18 protein-coding genes are annotated in these 21,029 nt (G+C 38.9%); 6 read left to right on the top strand and 12 right to left on the bottom strand.

From position 1 onward, the window contains the following. Positions 1 to 19: 19 nt before the first annotated feature. Both DS737_RS14905 and DS737_RS14910 read right to left on the bottom strand, forming a co-directional pair. Entirely contained in the window at positions 20 to 808 is a 789-nt protein-coding gene (locus DS737_RS14905) for a TorF family putative porin (RefSeq protein WP_026056365.1), read from the bottom strand. 297 nt (positions 809 to 1,105) lie between these two features. After that, positions 1,106 to 1,918, bottom strand: a complete 813-nt coding sequence (locus DS737_RS14910; RefSeq protein ID WP_017396796.1) for a TorF family putative porin — start codon at positions 1,916 to 1,918, stop codon at positions 1,106 to 1,108. Positions 1,919 to 2,658: 740 nt separating this feature from the next. On the opposite strand from DS737_RS14910, the gene DS737_RS14915 reads away from it, so the two are divergent. Then, a complete protein-coding gene (locus DS737_RS14915) occupies positions 2,659 to 4,005 on the top strand; it encodes an OprD family outer membrane porin (RefSeq protein WP_017396613.1) in 1,347 nt (448 codons plus the stop codon). Between the two features lie 97 nt (positions 4,006 to 4,102). Here DS737_RS14915 and ppa read toward each other — a convergent pair whose 3' ends face one another. Together ppa and DS737_RS14925 are read right to left on the bottom strand one after the other, a co-directional pair. Beyond that, positions 4,103 to 4,630: an inorganic diphosphatase gene (gene ppa / locus DS737_RS14920; protein WP_004637542.1), complete on the bottom strand. Its 528-nt coding sequence runs from the start codon at positions 4,628 to 4,630 to the stop codon at positions 4,103 to 4,105. 118 nt (positions 4,631 to 4,748) lie between these two features. After that, the gene (locus DS737_RS14925; RefSeq protein WP_005087881.1) at positions 4,749 to 5,147 is read right to left on the bottom strand and encodes an MAPEG family protein; all 399 of its coding nucleotides are present in this window, start codon (positions 5,145 to 5,147) and stop codon (positions 4,749 to 4,751) included. A 149-nt stretch (positions 5,148 to 5,296) separates the two neighbouring features. Between DS737_RS14925 and DS737_RS14930 the strand changes: the two genes are divergently transcribed. Beyond that, the gene (locus DS737_RS14930; RefSeq protein WP_005087879.1) at positions 5,297 to 5,683 is read left to right on the top strand and encodes a hypothetical protein; all 387 of its coding nucleotides are present in this window, start codon (positions 5,297 to 5,299) and stop codon (positions 5,681 to 5,683) included. 67 nt (positions 5,684 to 5,750) lie between these two features. Here the strand turns inward: DS737_RS14930 and DS737_RS14935 are convergent, their stop codons facing one another. The 7 genes from DS737_RS14935 to DS737_RS14965 all read right to left on the bottom strand — a co-directional run bounded on the left by DS737_RS14935 (position 5,751) and on the right by DS737_RS14965 (position 14,313). Further along, positions 5,751 to 7,430, bottom strand: coding sequence for an AMP-binding protein (locus DS737_RS14935; RefSeq protein WP_004637539.1), 1,680 nt, complete (start codon positions 7,428 to 7,430; stop codon positions 5,751 to 5,753). A gap of 157 nt (positions 7,431 to 7,587) precedes the next feature. Next, positions 7,588 to 9,807 (bottom strand): DNA topoisomerase IV subunit A, encoded by a 2,220-nt coding sequence (gene parC, locus DS737_RS14940; protein ID WP_005087876.1) that lies wholly within the window; start codon positions 9,805 to 9,807, stop codon positions 7,588 to 7,590. A 177-nt stretch (positions 9,808 to 9,984) separates the two neighbouring features. Beyond that, the gene (locus tag DS737_RS14945) at positions 9,985 to 10,818 is read right to left on the bottom strand and encodes a GIY-YIG nuclease family protein (protein ID WP_008942405.1); all 834 of its coding nucleotides are present in this window, start codon (positions 10,816 to 10,818) and stop codon (positions 9,985 to 9,987) included. A gap of 9 nt (positions 10,819 to 10,827) precedes the next feature. After that, on the bottom strand, positions 10,828 to 11,130 hold the full coding sequence (locus DS737_RS14950) for a helix-turn-helix domain-containing protein (protein WP_005087873.1): 303 nt from the start codon (positions 11,128 to 11,130) through the stop codon (positions 10,828 to 10,830). A gap of 217 nt (positions 11,131 to 11,347) precedes the next feature. Then, entirely contained in the window at positions 11,348 to 11,992 is a 645-nt protein-coding gene (locus DS737_RS14955) for a trimeric intracellular cation channel family protein (protein ID WP_005087871.1), read from the bottom strand. A 52-nt stretch (positions 11,993 to 12,044) separates the two neighbouring features. Beyond that, positions 12,045 to 12,527: a YchJ family protein gene (locus DS737_RS14960; protein WP_008942403.1), complete on the bottom strand. Its 483-nt coding sequence runs from the start codon at positions 12,525 to 12,527 to the stop codon at positions 12,045 to 12,047. A gap of 202 nt (positions 12,528 to 12,729) precedes the next feature. Then, a complete protein-coding gene (locus DS737_RS14965) occupies positions 12,730 to 14,313 on the bottom strand; it encodes a TerC family protein (protein ID WP_008942402.1) in 1,584 nt (527 codons plus the stop codon). Between the two features lie 329 nt (positions 14,314 to 14,642). Here DS737_RS14965 and DS737_RS14975 point away from each other — a divergent pair, with 329 nt between their 5' ends. Next, positions 14,643 to 15,269 carry an LOG family protein gene (locus DS737_RS14975; protein ID WP_008942400.1) on the top strand — a complete coding sequence of 209 codons (627 nt, stop codon included), beginning with the start codon at positions 14,643 to 14,645 and terminating at the stop codon, positions 15,267 to 15,269. Positions 15,270 to 15,323: 54 nt separating this feature from the next. Here the strand turns inward: DS737_RS14975 and DS737_RS14980 are convergent, their stop codons facing one another. Continuing rightward, on the bottom strand, positions 15,324 to 17,318 hold the full coding sequence (locus DS737_RS14980) for a choice-of-anchor I family protein (protein ID WP_113997848.1): 1,995 nt from the start codon (positions 17,316 to 17,318) through the stop codon (positions 15,324 to 15,326). Positions 17,319 to 17,482: 164 nt separating this feature from the next. Between DS737_RS14980 and mdtD the strand changes: the two genes are divergently transcribed. From mdtD to dinB, 3 genes are all read left to right on the top strand, one after another. Next, positions 17,483 to 18,871, top strand: a complete 1,389-nt coding sequence (mdtD, locus tag DS737_RS14985) for a multidrug transporter subunit MdtD (protein WP_005087867.1) — start codon at positions 17,483 to 17,485, stop codon at positions 18,869 to 18,871. A gap of 105 nt (positions 18,872 to 18,976) precedes the next feature. Further along, entirely contained in the window at positions 18,977 to 19,738 is a 762-nt protein-coding gene (locus DS737_RS14990; protein WP_113997849.1) for a glycoside hydrolase family 25 protein, read from the top strand. Position 19,739: 1 nt separating this feature from the next. Beyond that, a complete protein-coding gene (dinB, locus tag DS737_RS14995; protein ID WP_171287618.1) occupies positions 19,740 to 20,795 on the top strand; it encodes a DNA polymerase IV in 1,056 nt (351 codons plus the stop codon). Positions 20,796 to 21,029: the final 234 nt, after the last annotated feature.

The following is a 21,029-nucleotide window of genomic DNA, read 5'->3' on the forward strand; positions in this document are numbered from 1 at the left end:
GCTTCAATTCTTCTTATTATTAAAAAGCGTAACCCAGACCTAAAACAACTTTGTTCTTATGTTTGACTTCATCCCGAGTATAACCACCAAAAATATAATCCAAACTCCAAGTTGCACCCGTTGCACCTAAGGGATGAGACAGACCTAATGTCGCATGACGGAAAGCAAAATCCGTTTTGGTGACGTCGCCTGCCTTCGCTTGATAGGTTAAATATTCATCATCATCTCCATAGTAATACGCTGCAACCTGCGCTTTACCAGTAAACCCACCTGGCAACTGTGGTGTATAACTCGCTAAGAAATACGTATCACCTTTATTACCAAAGGTCACATTATTTAATAGGGTTTGAGCAGTAATACTAAAATCTTTATAGCTCAATCCTACAATTGTTTCGTAACCTGTAGACTCCCAACCTGGATAATAGTAATAAACAGTTGCTCCAATTTGATAACCGAGATCTTCAGTAATTTTGCCTTTATACCCTGCATAAAAATCATTTTCGAAAGATTTCTTTTCTTGAGGTACATAGGTTGGAGAAGTATTAAAATCAGCATAAGCCGCTGTCAAAGTCGAAAACCAATAACCCAAATAAAACCCACTGTCGTGTGTATAATCCAACCCACCTTGAATCGCAGGTGTATCACTTTCAGGTGAATTGGTCATCCCACGTAAGTTATAACTTGATACAACACTAATATTTCCTGAAATAGAACCTGGAAATGGAAGCTTCAACTCTTCCGCTAACGTTAAAGTAGATAGTGTTGAAAATATCCCTAAAACAACAGCTGTGCATGCAAATTTCATCATATTGATTTCCCCCATGATTTAGACATTCAAATGATTTAAGTTTAAAAGTGCATCATGGTGTAATTTGCAAATGCTATGCCAAACAAATTAATTAAATTAAAAACAACAACTTAAATAGAAAAAACACCTATTTTAAAGTTTTTTAATCTAAAAAATCTTATTTTGATTTGAAAGAGATATCCAAACTGAAGCAGTTTAGAACTTAATGGGGCGTTTAATTCTGCAAAAAGAATAGTTTTAGAGCTCTATCTAACTAAAAAGCCAGCAATTGCTGGCTTCTATAATTGAGAGCTGCTTTTAGAAAGACTTAGATAAACTAAAAATCACACCTGTATCATAAGGCTTTTTATCGTTCTTGGTCATACCAGATTTACTAATGTTTGTACCGACAACATCCAAACCAGCATCTAGACCTAAGAAGCTATAACCAACACCAACCTTATAGTCAATATAATCATCATCTTTGCCTGGGCCACCAGCTACAATTGCTAAAGCATCTTTATTCTTCAATTTATTGTAACCAATGGAAGCAACACCTGTTAAACCTGTATCTGCAATCGGTGCTGAATAACCAACATTAAAATACCAAAAGTCATCTGTTCTCCCCCAGTAATCTGGTGAATAACTTACCCCCACACTAAGCTCATCCTCAGCAAAGATTGTGCTAGGGAAAGCTAAACTAGCAAAAATTTCAGTGAATGCTAAACCGTCTTTACCATTTGTTTCATTCGTATAATTTGACTTAGAGCCAATATAACCATAATGGATCACACCAACATCATAGGTTGCTTGCATATTTGGCGTTAATGCAAAACTATTGCTATAACCTAATGTTGCATCCGTTTCAGTTGAAACACCTGAAATTCCAAAATCAACACTTGAACCCCAAAGACTTAAATACGCCCCAGATTCATGAGAAAATGTAAAACCGCCTTGAATGGCTGGATTATTTGATGATTGAGTAACGCCACGGAAACGGTAATCTGTAACAACGGTGACTTCGCCCTCTGCGGTAATACCATAAACTGAGGTTTTATCATCCGCCATTGTTGTCGCTGAAGCGGCAGCTAAAATACTTAAAGCAATAGCCTTACATGCAAATTTCATCATATTGATCTCCCCCATGATGGATATTCGACTGATTTATGTTTTAAATTGCATCAGGATGTAACTAGCAAATGCTGTGCCAACTTTACAGATTCCTTGTGAAATAGTGCCCTCGTTCCATAAAAGTGCTATTTATACCGATCAAACGCCTCATGGTCGCGCCGAAAGAATAAAGAGACGAGCTTTTTATGAGCAATTTGAGAGCAACAAACTCTTTTAGGTCATTTATTGCACAATAAAGATGCAATAAGATAGGATATCCGATAACAGACCGATTGAAATATAAGCAATTTATCACTAAATAAATAATCGCCCTCTAAAAGTGCACCACTCAAATATTAAAGAGAAATGAAAAAGCTGTTCTTTTTTGTAGGCAAAAAAATGCCATTCATCGGGTTGTCATATTTTGCAAATTAGTTTGATAGTTTTTTAACCATAGTCTAAATAAACCATTAAATTTAAAAAGAAAATATATGTCTTTATCACACATTAAATGAGAATTAATTTCCAAAAAAACAACTACAAAATACATGCTATATATATTATTTTATCAATAAAAATCATTAGGTTATTTTTATTTTGATTTAATTTTATACAGTAAATAAATCATAATATTTTATAAGTTTTTTATTTAAAATTAATTAAAATATTTTAATAAAAATCTATCTTTTTCATGTATAACTTATACAATTGATCAAAATTTCGGTTTCTTCCCAAAATTAATTTATTTTATGAGGCTAGCTATGCCAAAGGCACAGAAACTTACTTTAGCAGTATTAATTAATGCTGCGTTAATCACCTCAACATATGCAAGCGAACAAAGCGAAGCAAAAGGATTTGTTGAAGATGCAAGCGGAAATGTTCTTTTCCGTACTGGTTTTTTACATCGTGACAAAAAACACGGCAATAAAGACACAAGCTCATATGCGCAAACTGCGATGGTTAAGCTAGACTCTGGCTTTACTCAAGGTGTTGTCGGTTTCGGTGCTGGAATTATTGGTGACGCATCTTTTAAATTAGGCCCGAATAAGAATGCTGGTAACGGCATGATTCCTCGTGAACGCCTAAACGGTATAGACGGTACTGGTGACACATATGACCATTGGGCGCGTGGTGGCGGTTACGTAAAAGCACGTTACTCAAATACAACCGTTACTTATGGTACTCAGATTCTTGATCTTCCAGTTCTTTCAAGTAATACAGCGCGTTTAGTACCTGAATATTTTGAAGGTGTTTTAGCAAACAGCCGTGAGATTGATGGTTTAGAAGTTACCGTCGGTAAATTTACTAAAAACCAATATTCTGATCAGATTAAATCTGATGGCAATGAATTAGACCGTGCTGTAGTTTGGGGTGCAAAATACAAGGTCAACGATCAATTGAATACAGCCTACTTCGGTACTGATATTCAAGATCGTTTAGAACGTCACTATATTAATGCGAACTATAAGCAACCTCTAGCGAACAATAGTTCATTAACCTATGATTTCAGTGGATATCATACTGATTGGGATCGCCAAGCAAATAACAGCTTATATTCTTATATCGGCTCAGTAGATGATAGCTACAAAAACTCTATCTGGGCAATTTCAACCACTTACAACACTGGCCCACATACAGTAATGCTCGCTTACCAACAAAACAGCGGTAGTGCAGGTTACGACTATGGACTAGGTAAAGGTGTTGGAGATGGTCACCAAACTATTCATTTGCCAAACTCATATCTTTCTGACTTCATCGGTAATGATGAGAAATCTGCTCAACTGCAATATAGTCTTGACTTTGGAAGCTTCGGTGTACCAGGATTAACTTGGACTACAGCATTTGTTTATGGTTGGGGTATCAACACTAACACAGCAGTAAAAGATGCGAATGACGTTGTGATTGCTCGTCTACGTACAGCTGACAATGCAACAGAACGTGAATTCTTTAACCAAGTGAAATACACAGTTCAATCAGGTTTTGCGAAAGATGCAAGCTTGCGTGTACGTCACTCATATTACCGCGCTAGCGATGAATACCAAGCTGGTTATATCGGTGATACCAATGAATGGCGTCTCTGGCTTGATATTCCTGTGAAGTTTTTCTAATTCATAGTTGATCAAGTAAAAACCTCCATTCAAATTTGAATGGAGGTTTTTTTATAAACTAGATTTAAAAACTAAAATCTAGTTAAACACTAAAATATTACTTTTTAGCTGCTTCAATTGCTTTTAGCACTTCTTCTTTTGCTACAGCAGAACCTTCCCAACCATTCGTTTTTACCCATTTACCAGGCTCTAAATCTTTATAATGATTGAAGAAATGTTCGATCTGGCTCAACAGTAATTGAGGAAGGTCAGAATATTCCTGAACATCTTTATACAATGGAGATAATTTTTCATGTGGAACAGCGATAAGCTTAGTATCGATACCAGCTTCATCTTCCATAATGAGTTTACCCACTGGGCGGCAGCGAATAACTGAACCGATCGCAACAGGATGAGGTGTAACCACCAATACATCTAAAGGATCGCCATCTTCAGATAGTGTATTTGGTACATAACCATAGTTTGCTGGGTAGAACATTGCTGTACCCATGAAACGATCTACAAATAATGTATCCGTATCTTTATCGATTTCATATTTGACTGGTGCTGCATTTGCAGGAATCTCAATGATAACATTGATGTCATTTGGGGCATCTTTACCCGCAGGAACATTGCTATAGCTCATATCAACACTCGTGTATGTGGATTGAATATAAAAAATCGGTCAGATTATAACGTGAATACCAGCAAAATGATGCTGTATATTGGTATTAGAGCAAATGAATTTTTACATTCCATTTGATTTAAGTGATTTTTATGGTAATCACAAATAATAAAATTGGGCAAAGTATAGAAAAGAGCCAAATGATTGAACGCAAAGTTGCCCAATTTGCGAGATAACAAATTCCATAAATGACTCGGAAAACAATATAAGCCCACCCCAACGCCAAAATAAAGCGTTCAGGAATCACCATATATTCCGCCATCAAAATGGCAGCAATAAACAAAGGTAAGCTTTCAAAACTATTTTGTTGAACTGCATTTGCCCGAGCGGAAAGACCTGTGGTTTTTGCTAAAAAGTCACGAGGATTCTGATTGTCTTTGGCTTGGAAACCACCCGTTGATTTTGCAATCAAGGTAAAAACATAAGGTAATAAACATGCGATGATAATAATCAATATAATACCGTTAATACCTTGCATGCGTTGACATCCATCTTTGAAGTTCGTCTCATCATGCTATCATAACTTAAACTTTCATTTGTACTTGTTCGATAAGCATTTTTGCGGTTCTGTGTGGACTGCAGTCTAAGCTGAATAAAGTCTCGTTGTTTTATTTTTAGGATCCGTTTATGCAAAACCAAGATCAAAAAGAAATGTTGGATGTTCTCGCACAACAACGTCAACACCAACTCAAAGTTGATCGTATTCTAAAAATTGTGTTGCCTATCGTTGCATTTTTATTGAGTGTGATCTGCGCAAATCTTAACTGGCAATCAACATTAGGTACATTTTTGATTTTAACCATCGCTTTTTATGCCGTTGGAATTAAACGCCTCACGCTTTGGCACTGGTTAACTATTATTGTGCTCTATGTTTTTGCGGATAATTACTTTAGTTTCAATGGCTTTGATATAACTAGATTGCGCTTTCAGTTAATTACGATGTTTATTTTTGTGGGTATCGTCGGCATTGGTCGCCCTTATATTGATCGCTGGCTTATGAAAAAATCAAACTAAAATATCTAAAAAAAATGCCGCAATCTGAATTGCGGCATTTTTTTAGATGGTGTTGACCATTAAAGTATTAAGCAGGTTTACGTAAATCTTTACGCAAAATTTTACCTACATTTGACTTTGGTAACTCATCAATAAATTCAACATAACGTGGGCATTTATAGCCTGTTAAGTTCTTTTTCGCAAAAGCAAGAATTTCTTCTGTTGTTAAAGAATCATCTTTTTTCACAACAAATAATTTTGGAACTTCACCTGATTTTTCATCAGGAACGCCAATCGCAGCAACTTCCAATACTTTTTCGTGTTGCGCAATGACTTCTTCAATTTCACTTGGATATACGTTAAAGCCAGAAACCAAGATCATGTCTTTTTTACGATCCACGATTTTGAAGTAACCACGTGTATCCATGATACCGATATCACCTGTGCGGAAGAAACCGTCAGCAGTCATCACTTTTGCAGTTTCATCAGGACGATTCCAGTAACCTTTCATGACCTGAGGACCACGAATTGAGATCTCACCTTGTTCACCCTGAGGAAGCTCATTTCCGTCATCATCTAAGATCGCAACATCAGTCAATGGCAATGGAATACCAATTGTGCCGCTGAATTCAGTTGTTGCTGGTGGATTTGCAGTTGCAACAGGAGAAGTTTCAGATAAACCATAACCTTCGATAATGATTGTACCTGTCACTTTTTTCCAAGCTTCAGCAGTTGATGGCAATACTGCCATACCACCACCCATCGCCATCTTAAGGTTACTATGGTCAAGTTGCTTAAATTCTTCGTTATTTACCAATGCATTAAACAAAGTGTTTACCGCTGGGAAGAAAGAAGGGCGATATTTACGTAGCTCATTAATAACCGCAGGTAAATCACGTGGGTTCGGGATCAAAATGTTTGCTTGACCTTTGTACATACCGTACATTGCACAAACCATGAATGCAAAGATGTGATAAAGCGGTAATGCACAAACAATACGATCACCTTTTTCACTATCAGATGCACCAAATTTGCTTGAGAAAATTGCTTCGCACTGTAAAAGGTTACCCACTAAATTACGATGAGTAAGTTCTGCACCTTTAGATACACCAGTAGTACCACCTGTGTACTGAAGTACTGCTGTATCACTCAAAGTTAAGCTTGGACGCTTATAGTTACTTGGGTTTTCTTTGTTTAATGCAGTATTAAATTTGGTATGACCCGGAATACTCCATGCAGGGATTTGCTTACGTACTTTACGTAGAACAAAGTTAACGATCGTCCCTTTTAAAGTCCCAAGCATGTCACCAACAGTTGCAACAACAACATGTTTCACTGGTGTTTTACCAATAATGCTTTGGTAGACACTTGCGAAGTTTTCAATGATCACCAACACTTCTGAACCAGAGTCATTCAATTGATGCTCTAATTCACGCGCTGTATAAAGTGGGTTTACGTTTACAAGTACCAGACCCGCACGGAATACGCCCAATGCAACTACTGGATATTGGAAAACGTTCGGCATCATCACCGCAACACGTGTTCCTTTTGCTAACCCCAAGCTTTGTAAATACGTTGCAAATTTGCGACTAGCAACTTCTAATTCATTAAACGTTAAAACTTTATCCATAAAGATAAAGGCATCACGTGACCCAAATTTTTGGAAATTGCGTTCAAAAATATCAACAAGTGAGGTGTTTTCAGCAGGCAGTTCAACTGTTTCTGGAATTCCTGTCTTTTGGTATTCTGCAAACCAAATCTTTTCCATAATGCCATTATCTCCGAGTGGTAATCCTTAAAAATGTAACAACGTTACTTTCCATGGCAAAACATTCTTTTTAACTTTTTGAATTGCCCTGTCAATCTATCCAAACAATATGAATACATCGTCATATATAACGTATTTATATCACAGAATACTAGCCCTATCTCTGAATGAAGAGTCTATTTGCTTTTTGATATCCCCGTGGTAAAAGTTGGCCCTTTGTTGCTCTTTTTCCTAGATATTTTTGGAGATCATCTCCCTTCAGTTTTAAGTGCTGTTGTCCTGCAGCGACTTGGATTATTTCATCTAATGCCAGCGTTGTCATGGATAAAATTTGCTCTTTTTCATCAAGTTGTATCAACTTGTTACCTTTACCTTTATTCAGAACTGGAAGTTCTGCTAAATCAATAATCAGTAAACGACCCGATGAACTCAGGATTGCAACATGCGTTGCTTGCTGAATTGGCAACAATGGTAATGCCTTTGCCTTCTCCATCACAGTTAGGAAAGCTTTACCTGCTTTGGCATTGGTATCTAACTGTGTTGCTTGAGTTTTGAAACCATAGCCATTCGAACTTGCGACCAGTAATTCATTCGCATCATCTTCGACTAAGACTTGAATAAACGACACACCACTTGCAGGTGAAAGTTTTGAACTCAACGGTTCTCCTAAACCTCGCGCCGAAGGTAAGCTACTAATCGGCAAAGCATAGCTTCGACCCTTTTGATCTAAAAAGTAGACTCGCTGATTGGTTTTACCCACAGCATGACTGAGATATTGATCACCTGCACGATAGTTTAAATTGGCAGCATCGACATCCGCACCTTTCGCAGCGCGGACCCAACCTGCTTCTGACAATACAACCGTGACCGTTTCAGCTGGCATCAAATCTTGTTCTCGAATTTGTACCGCTTCAGCACGGGCAACGATCGGCGAACGTCGATCATCACCAAACTTTTTCGCGTCTTCTTTCAGTTCAGTAATAATTAAATTTTTCAATGATTCAGGATTTGCCAATTGCTCACGAATTACTGCCGCTTTTGCTTCTAACTCTTCTTGTTCACGGCGAATTTCCATTTCCTCAAGTTTAGCCAAATGGCGTAGTTTGAGTTCTAAAATCGCTTCGGCCTGAATTTCATCAATCCCAAAATGCTGCATCAACACAGGTTTTGGCTGATCTTCTTCACGAATAATACGGATGACCGTATCAATATCGAGATAAGCAATCAAAAGTCCTGCCAAAATATGTAAACGTTTTTCAATCTTGGTTAAATGATATTGCAAGCGACGTGTCACGGTTTGCTTACGAATCTCAATCCATTCCAACAAAATACGGCGAATAGATTTTACCTGTGGGCGACCATCAGCACCGATCATGTTGAGATTGACACGATAGCTTGATTCTAAATCCGTGGTTGCAAATAAATGACTCATTACCGTTTCAGCATCGACACGATTAGAACGGAGGACGATGACCAAGCGCGTTGGATTTTTATGATCCGACTCATCGCGAATATCTGCGACCAAAGGTAACTTTTTCGCAATCATTTGATCTGCGATCTGAGTAATCACTTTTGACCCTGAAACTTGATAAGGCAGTTCAGTAATCACAATCTCATTTTTCTCTACCGTATAAATCGAACGCATACGGTAACTACCACGACCTGTGGTTTGAATTTTTAACAATTCTTCAGGTGGGGTAATAATTTCTGCTTTGGTTGGCAGATCCGGTGCGGGAATATATTCAGCCAATTTCTCATCTGTAGTTTCAGGATTACGAATCAGCGCAATCGTTCCTTTCACCACTTCACGTAGATTATGGGGTGGAATATCGGTTGCCATCCCGACCGCAATACCCGTTGTGCCGTTAAGTAAAATATTCGGAATGCGAGCAGGCAGCGTGATTGGTTCTTTCATTGAACCATCAAAGTTATCTTGCCATTCACTTGTTCCTTGGCCCAGTTCACTCAGTAATAATTCACTATAAGCCGAGAGTTTAGCTTCGGTATAACGCATTGCTGCAAATGATTTTGGATCATCAGGTGAACCCCAGTTGCCTTGCCCCTCAACCAATGGATAGCGATAGCTGAATGGCTGTGCCATCAACACCATTGCTTCATAACAAGCAGAGTCACCGTGTGGGTGATATTTACCGAGTACATCACCGACGGTACGTGCCGATTTCTTCGGTTTACCTGTCGATTTTAAACCGAGCTCACTCATCGCATAAACGATACGACGCTGTACAGGTTTTAGACCATCACTGATATGCGGCAATGCACGATCCATAATCACGTACATGGCATAGTTAAGGTAAGCTTGTTCTGTGAATTCAGCTACGGAACGGTTTTCGGTTGCATGATGTGCAAGGCTGGTCATTTCAGCGATTCATCCAAAATTATTTGTTATCGTCAATATTTTGTATGCTATGTGGATGAAGGCGTTGTGACAAGCCCTTGTTGTTGTTTAAACGTCAAATGGTGTCATTCTATAAACGATAACTTGATCCATCATTTTCTATAATAAGTATCACTTTGATACTCACCATTCTGATAATTAATTAGCGTTATAACCAAATGTTCTCGTAAGGAGTGTATTCTTCCACCAACTTTCTCTATTTAATATGACTTGATCATCAGTTGTTGATTTAAAAATGTCTAAAATAGAAAATTTAAAGTGCTTTTCAATATATTCCTGACCCAGTTTTGCTAACTGAATATTTCCACCATGTCCACTTTTAATATAATTCTGCCATCTATTTAAAAGCATATTTTCACCATATGCTGACCCTACATACATTTTTCCATTAGAAGTATCGGTAATGAGATAAACGGCTTTTTGATTTTGTAAAGCGACTTTCCATGATTCTTTATCAATGACATATTTCAACTGATTCCATGACAAATGGATATGTTCATATCCTGGAAACTTTTCCATAGGTTGATCAGAATATAACTCTATTACTTTTTTATCTGTATAATGATAATGTTGATGCCATGATCTTTCTGCATCGCCCCAATCAATAACTAATCTAAATTTTAGCGCATTAAATTGAGGCATTTCTTCAAGATCATACTCATACTGATCTTTCTCTGAGTTATATCTCTTACTGTGGACCTTAAACACTCCCCAAAATAAGGACTTTCGACCATCAAAACCAATAAAAGAAATAATGTAATCTAAATTTTTAAATACATCTTTACTCTGTTCACTTTGATAATACTCTAACTCTGAAATATTAGGAACGAGATGTTCAGAAAGCCCTAAAAATCGTTTCTTATCCCTATGGCGAACATACTTCACTCTACTATTCTCATCTAAAGGATTATTTTCAATTAATTTCATTAAATTTTTAAAAGTCAAATGGTTCACTATCCTTCTCCTTTCCATAAAATATAATTATTCAAAAACTAATTCAGGTTGAATATCTAAAATACGAAGTAAAAGCAACACTGAACCCGTTGGAGATCGCTTTCGACTTTCCCAACTTTGAAGCTTTTTCACATCTATATGCAAACGTGCAGCAAACTCCTCTTGGGATAAATAAGTTTTTTCTCGCACTTTTTTCACATCTGGATAAGAAATATTACGAAGTACACATTCTATTGGATTGTTCCCCAATCCAACCTCCCCTTTCTTCAATATATCCTTAAATTCAGGATGATCAGGCGAAATTATTTTGACTTCTAAATTATTAGACATTTCTCTATCTGCCCTATATCTTTTTTAAAGTATAAAGTGCTTGAATTTATAAAATACAAGCATAAAGATTAAAACGTCGAATTATGACGCATAGAACATAAGCAATTAATCTATAAAAATTATTTTAGAACAGCACTCTTATCTTAATTTTTGACTAACAGAATCACTAAGAGTTTTGATCTATTGTATTAATTGTTTGAGTGCATCATTGTTCATTTTAATGCTCATCAGTTGATGAAGCAGACTCGGCATCATCATCTTGGTAGATAAATTTCGGCATTTCCAGACCAAAATAAATCGCAATCAAACGCAGTGAAAAACCAAAAACCAAAGTCGCAATCACAGTCAACTCTAAGCCCAACCCCAACTGCAAACACACCCAATAACAAATCACCGCTACAAAGGAAATACTGGCATACAGCTCACGGCGGAACACCAAAGGCACGTCATTACACAAAATATCGCGCAAAATACCGCCTGATACACCAGTTAATACACCAGCAACTGCTGAGACGACAAAACCATGCCCCATTTCCAAGGCAATCTGACAGCCAATAATCGTAAATCCGATTAAACCAAGTGCATCAAGTACCAAGAAGATATTACGTAAATGCTTCATCCATTTGGCAATAAGGATCGTGACAAAGGCAGCACAACACGTCAAAACCAAATATTCTGGATGCTTCACCCAAGTTAAAGGATAGTGCCCCAATAAAACATCACGTACAGAACCACCGCCCAAAGCAGTAACACAAGCAATCAATGTCACACCGAACCAATCCATACTACGGCGGCCTGCTGACAGTGCACCTGTCATTGCTTCTGCAGTAATGGCAATAATATAAATCACGGTCAGTAACATTTGCCTGAATCCTTAAACAAGGCGGAAAAGTGTGCGCTATTTTAAGACAAACTTAGATGAATTGTGCACAACATTGCTTAAATTTTTTCCCTGAGCCACAAATACATGCTTGTTTCATGGTGACTTGCATATCTAAAGTAGGATCAAGGAAATACCAACGCTGTTGATACAAGACAAAATGCGAAACCTCATGATGAATATGTGGCTGTTTTCCATCCTGATTTTTATCACAGTAATGCGCTTTAAACTCAACCAATGCATGTGTTTTATCAAGCTTGGGTTGATGTCGAAGCACCTCTAATTTTAACCATTGATTAGACTGACTCCAGTCAGCAATCGCCTCTCGATCTAACAATGCTTGTTGTCCCAGAGCCGTTGTTTCCAAAATATAGTCAATTTGCTGTAGGGCAAAGGCGCTATAGCGCGAGCGCATCAATTGCTCAGCACTTTCAGCAACTTGCTGTTTTAAATGAAGCGGTTGACAGCATTCTACATATAAGCCGCGTCCACATGGACAGTTCTTTAACAGTGTCATGTTTCTTTCTCAAATAAAAATAGCCCGAGTAAAAACCATCATCATGTCACGATGGCCAAACCCTAGGGCTATTTAACTTATTTACTATTCTAATTACAGTTAAGCAATTCATCTTATTAAAAAGCTTTCGTCACTTATCAATACAATAGAACAAAGCCTTGTTTTCTGACGTTATACATCTAAGCTATACGTAAATGTTTGCTCAACCTCGCTCAGGCTTTTCTTTAGCAACAATACGCACTTTTTCAATTTTGTGCCCATCCATCGTTACCACTTCAAATAAATATCCATCGGCTTCCACCGCTTCACCATTTTCAGGTAAGCGCCCTAGATGGAATAAAATATACCCGGATAATGTTGAGTATTCTTCACTCTCATCAACCAAATCTTTCGCCAACAAAAGTGAAACGTGTCGAATATCCGTTGAGCCTTCCAATAAAAGTGAGCCATCTTCTAGACTTTCAGCCGCTGCCTCTAATTCATCTTCATCTGGGAACTCACCAGCAATCGCTTCAAGAATATCAATTGGTGTTGCAATCCCTTCTATCGAACCGTATTCGTTGAGTACGATTGCCATTTGCAATGGTGCTTGACGCAGTTGCTCCATGACCATGAGAACTTGTGCATTTTCATGCACAATCACAGGTTCACGTAAATGTTTATCGAAATCAATTGCCCCTGTTTCAATATATTCATTTAACACTTTGTGAGTAAGAACAACACCTTCAATATTGTCCAATTCACCGCGGGCAATAATTAAACGCGAATGGGTCATTGCCATTAAACGTTCTTTTAATTCAGCTGGATCTGCATCGAGATCCAACCACTCCAATTCTGGTCGTGGCGTCATCACCGATTTCACAGGACGCTCAGACAAGCCTAATACACCTTGTACTAGAACGCTGTGATAAACGCCTGTATCTTCATCAAACACTTCATTGGCATAGGCCTGCGTTGCCAATACATCTTCTGTTTCTTTGTGTTGATTATCGCTGTTAATGCCTTTATTACCGAGCATTCGCAACACCGCAGAAGCAGTGCGATAACGCAAATCCGTAGTCGTTACCAATTTCTCTTGATTGCGTCGCATGGTTTGATTGACCGCCTCGACCAAAACCGAGAAGCCAATTGCGGCATATAAGTAACCTTTTGGAATATGGAATCCAAAGCCTTCGACAATCAATGAGAAACCAATCATCATCAAAAAGCCAAGACACAGGATCACAACCGTTGGATGTTTATTTACAAAATCCATTAATGGTCGAGAAGCGATCAGCATAATACCAATCGCAATCGTGACTGCGATCATCATCACCGAGAGATCTTTCACCATACCCACAGCTGTAATCACGCTATCCAACGAGAAAACCGCATCAAGCACGACGATCTGAACCACTACGACCCAGAACACAGCATGTACAGGATTTTCCTGTCTTAAAGCCTGCTTACCTTCAATACGCTCATGTAATTCCATAGTCCCTTTAAATAAAAGGAACGCCCCACCAAACAATAAGATCAAGTCTCGTCCTGAAAAGGCATGATCAAAAACATGGAATAATGGCGCTGTTAAGGTGACCACCCAAGCAATGGAGGCCAGCAAGACTAAGCGCATCAATAATGCGAGAATCAAGCCAATTCTACGTGCGGCATTACGTTGTTCAGGAGGCAGCTTCTCAGCTAAAATTGCAATAAAAACAAGGTTATCAATACCCAGTACAATTTCAAGCACCACCAAAGTCGCCAAACCGACCCACGCTGCAGGATCAGACATCCATTCAAAAATCATAGATGTGACTCCCCTACAGAATCATAAAGATCGGCATGGATTTGCTGATTGAAAAGATCGGCATTGGCAGCCAAAACATTTTTTTTAGAAATATAAAATATCAAAGCGGAGTGACAACAACCACTACTCATAGAAGTACATTTTTTACTTAACGGATTTTCAGTATAGGCAAGAACAAAATAAAATTCATCATTTTTTATAGGGATGTTTTTTGCAATTCATTACGCTATACGCTTCCATACTTTGTATGCGAAATGTGCATAAAACTGTCATATATGTGATTTAAACTAGACAAGCACAATGAAAATGATAAGGTAAAAATAAACCAAATGAATAGTGTTTTAATAATGACTGAAAAGAAAACGATTATATCTACTCCTATAAAGACAACCCAACCTCTCATCGCGTTGTACTGTGGCTCCCGCACAGGTAACAAGCCTATTTATCGTGACACAGCCATTGAATTGGCTCAACATATTGCCAATCAATCCTTTGGTATCGTCTATGGCGGAGCAAGTATCGGACTTATGGGCCAAGTTGCAGATACCGTCCTAGAGCATGGTGGTGAAGTCGTTGGTGTTATTCCTGAATTTATGTTGGATTATGAAATTGCACATAACCAACTGACCGAATTGCACATTGTTCAAAGCATGCATGAACGTAAGGCTTTAATGGCTGAACGTGCCAGCGCTTTTATCGCTTTACCGGGCGGATTGGGTACCTTCGAGGAAATTTTAGAAATTGCCACGTGGGGACAATTGAATCAACATCAGAAACCAATGATTATCTACAATGTAAATCGTTTTTATGATGCTTTAATCGCCCAGCTCGATCATGCTGTTGAAGAAGGCTTCCTACCGCCACAGCATCGCGCCAAAATTATTATTTGTGAAAACCCAGAACAAATCTCTAATGTCATCAAGAACCTCAATGCACCAACACACATTGAAGTTTAAACATCACCTATAAAAAATGCGGATCAATCTAGATCCGCATTTTTATGTCTCAATTTAATGTAGATTTACTTGATAAATACTAGTGGTACCACTCACCTCATTACCCACAACCAATAGTGGCTTGCCATTTGGCGAGTCTTTGGCAGAGATAAAGATTAGACCTTCTGGTCCAAGATCACCATGTGCAGACAATGCCGTCGACGGATCAGCCTGATCCCATACTTCTCGTGTATTTAAATAATCTTGGAAAATTGGCTGTTTAGGATTACTAACATCAAATACCATGACCCCACCCATACGCTCAAGTCCTAAGAACAAGAATTGTTTGTTGCCAATTTTGCCAATCGTCAAGCCTTCAGGTTCAGGTCCTTTATTGCTGCTACGTCCGCCTAATGTGTTGCCTTTTTCATGGTTGCTATTGAACCAATCTTGGCATGGAATATTCCGTGCTTTACCAAGTTTACATTGATCACTATTCAAATATTGTTCAATGAAATCACCCGAGTCATAAGCGATTTTAACTTGATTTTGTGTATCCCAAATTGAGAATGAGCGTCCACCTAACAGGTACAAGTCGTCGTACATCAAATAATCGGTAAGTGGATTACCATTGACACCAATTTTATCGCCAGCTTTTGAGTAATACACAGGTTTACCATTTTCAGTTTGGTAACCTTGTGTCCAGGTAATTTTTAAACGTCCCAATTGCTTGTCATCTCGGCAGTTACCAGCATCACCTTTGCTCGCACCACAGTAAGCAAACGTGGTTGGATTCAGATGTGCACCAGCAGCTAAATCACGTAATTGCGCAGGAAGGTCATCGGCACAACGGCGATCAAAACCATCCTTGTGCACGAGATGTTTTACGCGCCACTCTTCAACGAATCCTTTGCTATTGTCATTGTCACAGCGCTGCAATTTATTCTTTTCAAAGTCTTTCAGTTTGGTTAAGCCAAAATACTCGGCAGTATTTTCACCCCATGCACGCGCATCGCCTTCATTTGCAGAAATTAAATAGGTTTTTTTATCCGCGGCAGTATAAGCAGCAATGGCATCAGGATGATAAATCCCTTTGAGCCCATTCCATGCCTTGATCATAATATCTTGAACTGTTTTTTTACCGTCAAAATCACTTACATCCAAAGCATTACTTGAGTTTTTATTCGGATCCAGCATCGACTTAAAACCACTGTCGCTAAGCCCGTGATCTTTGTATCCCATTGCTTCAATCGAGGTCACTGTTGCCGTCGCAATATCTAAAACCGCGATCGCATTATTTTCTTGTAGTGCAACCCAAGCGGTTTTACCATCATCCGAAACTGCAATATATTCTGGCTCTAGATCTTGAGCGACAGTCGCTTTCGGTCCAAAAATACGAACTCCTTTGGCAAGTAACGCATCTTTTTGACTATTAAACGCTTTAAAATCAGCAGTTTTGACTGTTGGCTTGCTGATATCAGTCACATTGATCACACTGACAGAGCCTTCTGGATCGGTTTTATAATCATCAGAGGGTTCACCTTCATTGGCCACCAATACCGTTTTTCCATCTGGTGTAAACGTCAGCATATCGGGTAAAGCACCCACCTGTACATGGCTCAGGCGTTTAAGATCACTGGCTTGATAAAAGGCAACAAAACCAAGATCTGTTTTATTCGCAGCTTCAACAGCCAAAGCAATAATGCCATTTTGGATGCTGACACTGTTGACCTTTGCACCTTCCGCGATGTCATCAACAGTTAGTGATTGTAAATAAGTTGGCTTAGCTGGATCAGCAAGATCAAGTACATCTAATGCCCCCAGCTCAGCATTGACCACAAAAACACGTTTTGTCGCAGGGTCATAGGCAGGAATTTCAGCTGCACTCTTTCCAAAAACACCTGATTCATATCGGCTTAAAAAGCTTAACTGAATACGCTCTGGTGTAGGCTCTACTACTTCAGGTTTAGGATCAGGATTTGATGATTTTTCTGTTTTGTCATCATCATTACACGCCACCAACCCCACTGACAGCATTGCAGTGAATAACACTGAAATCTTAAATTTCATGATCAAATTCCATAGATTTTATTTTGTAGAGCTAATCTAGTCATTCGAGGTGCAAATACGATGACATTTTCATGTCAGTTCGATGACGAGTCTTTGACAATTTTGGGCTTTATTTCAAATACAATTCCATTAAACTAAAGCAGATATTTCACACGTCACCACTCATGACAACAACCACTCATCAAGCCGTACAGCCTGAATTTCGTTTACTGGTGCTCTTGGTTTCTATCGGCTTTTTTATGCAGGCCTTGGATACCACGATTGTCAATACGGCGATTCCTGTGATGGCAATTCAGCTCAATGAAAATCCATTACAAATGCATGGGGTAATTGTTGCCTACGTCCTATCAGTTGCTGCTTTTATCCCATTAAGTGGTTGGTTGGCAGACCGCTTTGGTATCCGTAATACTTATCTTGCTGCTATGGTGATTTTTAGTCTGGCATCACTCGGTTGTGGCCTGTCTCAGACCTTAGATCAACTCTTGATTTGTCGTGTTATTCAAGGGATGGGCGGCGCATTATTGATGCCCGTTGGACGCTTGGCTTTACTTAAAATTATTCCACGTAGCCAATTTCTTTCAGCGATGAGCTTAATGAGTCTGGCTGGTCTCATAGGTCCTTTGATGGGGCCGACTTTGGGTGGATGGTTAGTCGAAGTTGCCACGTGGCACTGGATTTTCCTGATTAACCTCCCCATGGGTGTGCTTGGGGTAATCATGGCGCTTAAAGTCATGCCAAATCAAAAAGAACCAACCGTCAAATCCTTTGATCTCGGTGGATTTATCTTATTGATGATTGCTATGGTGGGGCTGTCGCTTGGGATTGAGAATATCGCTGCGCCACAATATTCTGGCTGGATTAGCATCAGTCTACTGGTAATCGGATCTTTAGCAACGCTTGGCTATGCGTATCATGCGCATAACCATCAGAATGCCTTATTTCATGGACGATTGTTCCGCTACAAAATTTTTTCGATCGGTATTTTAGGCAATTTCTTTGCGCGTTTAGGTAGCAATGCAATTCCTTTTATTTTGCCACTGATGCTACAAGTCGCCTTTGGTTTTGAACCCTTTATCACAGGTTTAATGATGATTCCTTTGGTGCTAGGATCATTATTCTCCAAACCGATTATTCGTCCAATTATTCAACGTGTCGGTTATCGTCGGTTTTTACTGACCAATACCGTATTAGTGGGTTTATGTATCGCCAGTTTTTCACTGATGACTGCGGACACACCATTGTGGCTAAAAGTGTTGCATTTCTTTATCTTTGGGACGTTGAACTCTTTACAATTTGTCGGTATGAACACGCTGACATTAAAAGATTTACCGCAGCATGATGCTAGTAGTGGCAATAGTTTCTTGTCGATGATCATGATGCTGTCGATGAGTATCGGGGTCGCTCTGGCGGGAACATTGATCAACCTCTTTGGTCAGCATTATCCAACTGCCTCTGTGACCAGTGCTTTTCATGCAGCCCTCATTGCCTTAGGTTGTATTAACATTATCACTGCGATGGTATTTTGGCAGATTCCTAAAGAAGTTGCTGACTAAAATAATACTTTGCTGTGTGGGCCAAAATAGAGCCAAAGCGCAACAATCATTCTATAATTGATATTTCTACTTAGCTCATCGCGGGCTTATAACCTTAAAGACAATATGGCAAAGAAAGCTGCGAAACGTCCACATGCTCAACATTATCCAACTTATGTCAGCATTACTTTAGCTGTCATATTGGGGGTACTGAGCTATTTCGGTTTGTTTTACCAGCAAAAAGCATCGGCACAAGACTATGCGATTCGTGGTTTTGATGTATCACATCATCAAGGTGAAATTAACTGGAAAAAGATCTCTCCGCTGCAATATCAATTTGTATATATAAAGGCAACTGAAGGCGGCGATTTTAAAGATCGAAAATTTCAAGACAACTGGCTCAAAGCACGTGAGCAAGGTTTTCATGTTGGTGCATATCACTTCTATCGTTTATGCCGTGATGGCAAGGTACAAGCAGAAAATTTTATTGCGACTGTCCCGAACAAAGTGGATGCTCTCCCACCCGTCATTGATTTGGAATATGACAGCAACTGTATTAATACCTATACCAAAGAGCAGCTACTCAAAGAAATTCAGATCATGCATGATCAGTTGCAGCAACATTATGGCAAACAGCCAATTTTCTATATTTCGAAGAGCTTTTATCATATCGTATTGATGGGCAGCTTTAATAACACACCATTGTGGGTACGTGATTACGAGGCTAAGCCCGAATTAAAAGACGGCCGAAAATGGTTATTTTGGCAACATAGCCAAACAGGAAAAATTGACGGTATTCCTAAAGCAGTCGACTTAAATGTTTACGCAGAGTCACCACAGCAGTGGCATGTTTTTCTAGAAAAACAAGGCATCCTCGATGGTAAATGAAATACGTAAAATCATTCACATCGACATGGATGCCTTTTTTGCTTCAGTCGAACTTCTAGATCGACCAGATCTTAAAGATCTGCCTGTGGTGATTTCTTCTCACCACCCTCGTGCAGTGATTGCCGCAGCGTCCTACCCCGCCCGTGTGTTTGGCTTACGTTCTGCCATGTCGATGGGGCAAGCCAAAAAACTATGCCCACAAGTGATTGTGATTGAACCCAACTTTGAAAAATACCGAAAAGTTTCAGCACAAATTCACCAAATCTTTCAGCAATATACCCCCATCATTGAACCATTGTCGTTAGATGAAGCCTATCTGGATGTGACAGAAAATCTAAAGAATATACCCAGTGCAACCGAAGTCGCGACACAAATTCGTGCAGATATTTTTGCAGCAACAGGGCTAACAGCTTCTGCAGGGGTAGCACCGAATAAATTTTTGGCCAAGATTGCCTCCGATTGGAACAAACCAAATGGTTTATTTGTAATTAAACCTCATCAAATCCAACATTTCATACAAGACTTGGCACTAAAGAAAATCCCTGGTGTTGGCAAAGTCACCTATGAAAAATTAAGTCAATTAAACTTGCACACCTTAGGCGACCTACAAAAAATTGAAGAAAATGTACTCATTCATCATTTTGGTAAATACGGCAAACAACTGTACTTATATGCTCAAGGTATTGATCATCGTCCTGTCAAAGCAGAGCGGGAGCGGCAACAAATCTCGAAAGAAATTACCTTTGATGATGACTATACGCTCACTGAATGCAATCATGCTTGGCAACCTCTAACTGAACAGGTTTGGCGTAGTTTGGAAAGAAAACAACTGACAGCTCGTGGCGTTAACGTCAAACTGAAACTCAAAAATTTCCAAACCCTACAACATAGTAAAAGTTTTAAATTGCCGCTTCGCTCTCAACAAGATTTAGAACAAGTGGTTTTACAACTACTCAATGAAATGCATATCGATCCAGACTTTCAGTTTCGTCTCGTTGGTGTTGGCGTTTATCAACTGCAAGCTCTACAACAAGAATCACAACTTTCCCTATGGTAATGTTGTTTTTTTACACAACAGTACGATTTTAGCTCAAATTTATGTTTGCTTTTTATGCAGTTTTCAGTACTCTAAGCAACGCAGTAACATTATCCATGTTATTCGCTTTGCTAAAGAAATCCTCGCTTTTAGCATTTGCTCCTGTGGTTGGCGTGACGATCAAATCCGAATATTACAGGGCACTTTAGCTAGTCTTCTCAAAAGCCTCTCATCTGTTCAGTTTTTCAAAACAAT

It is taken from the genome of Acinetobacter haemolyticus (genome assembly GCF_003323815.1).
Taxonomy (GTDB): domain Bacteria; phylum Pseudomonadota; class Gammaproteobacteria; order Pseudomonadales; family Moraxellaceae; genus Acinetobacter; species Acinetobacter haemolyticus.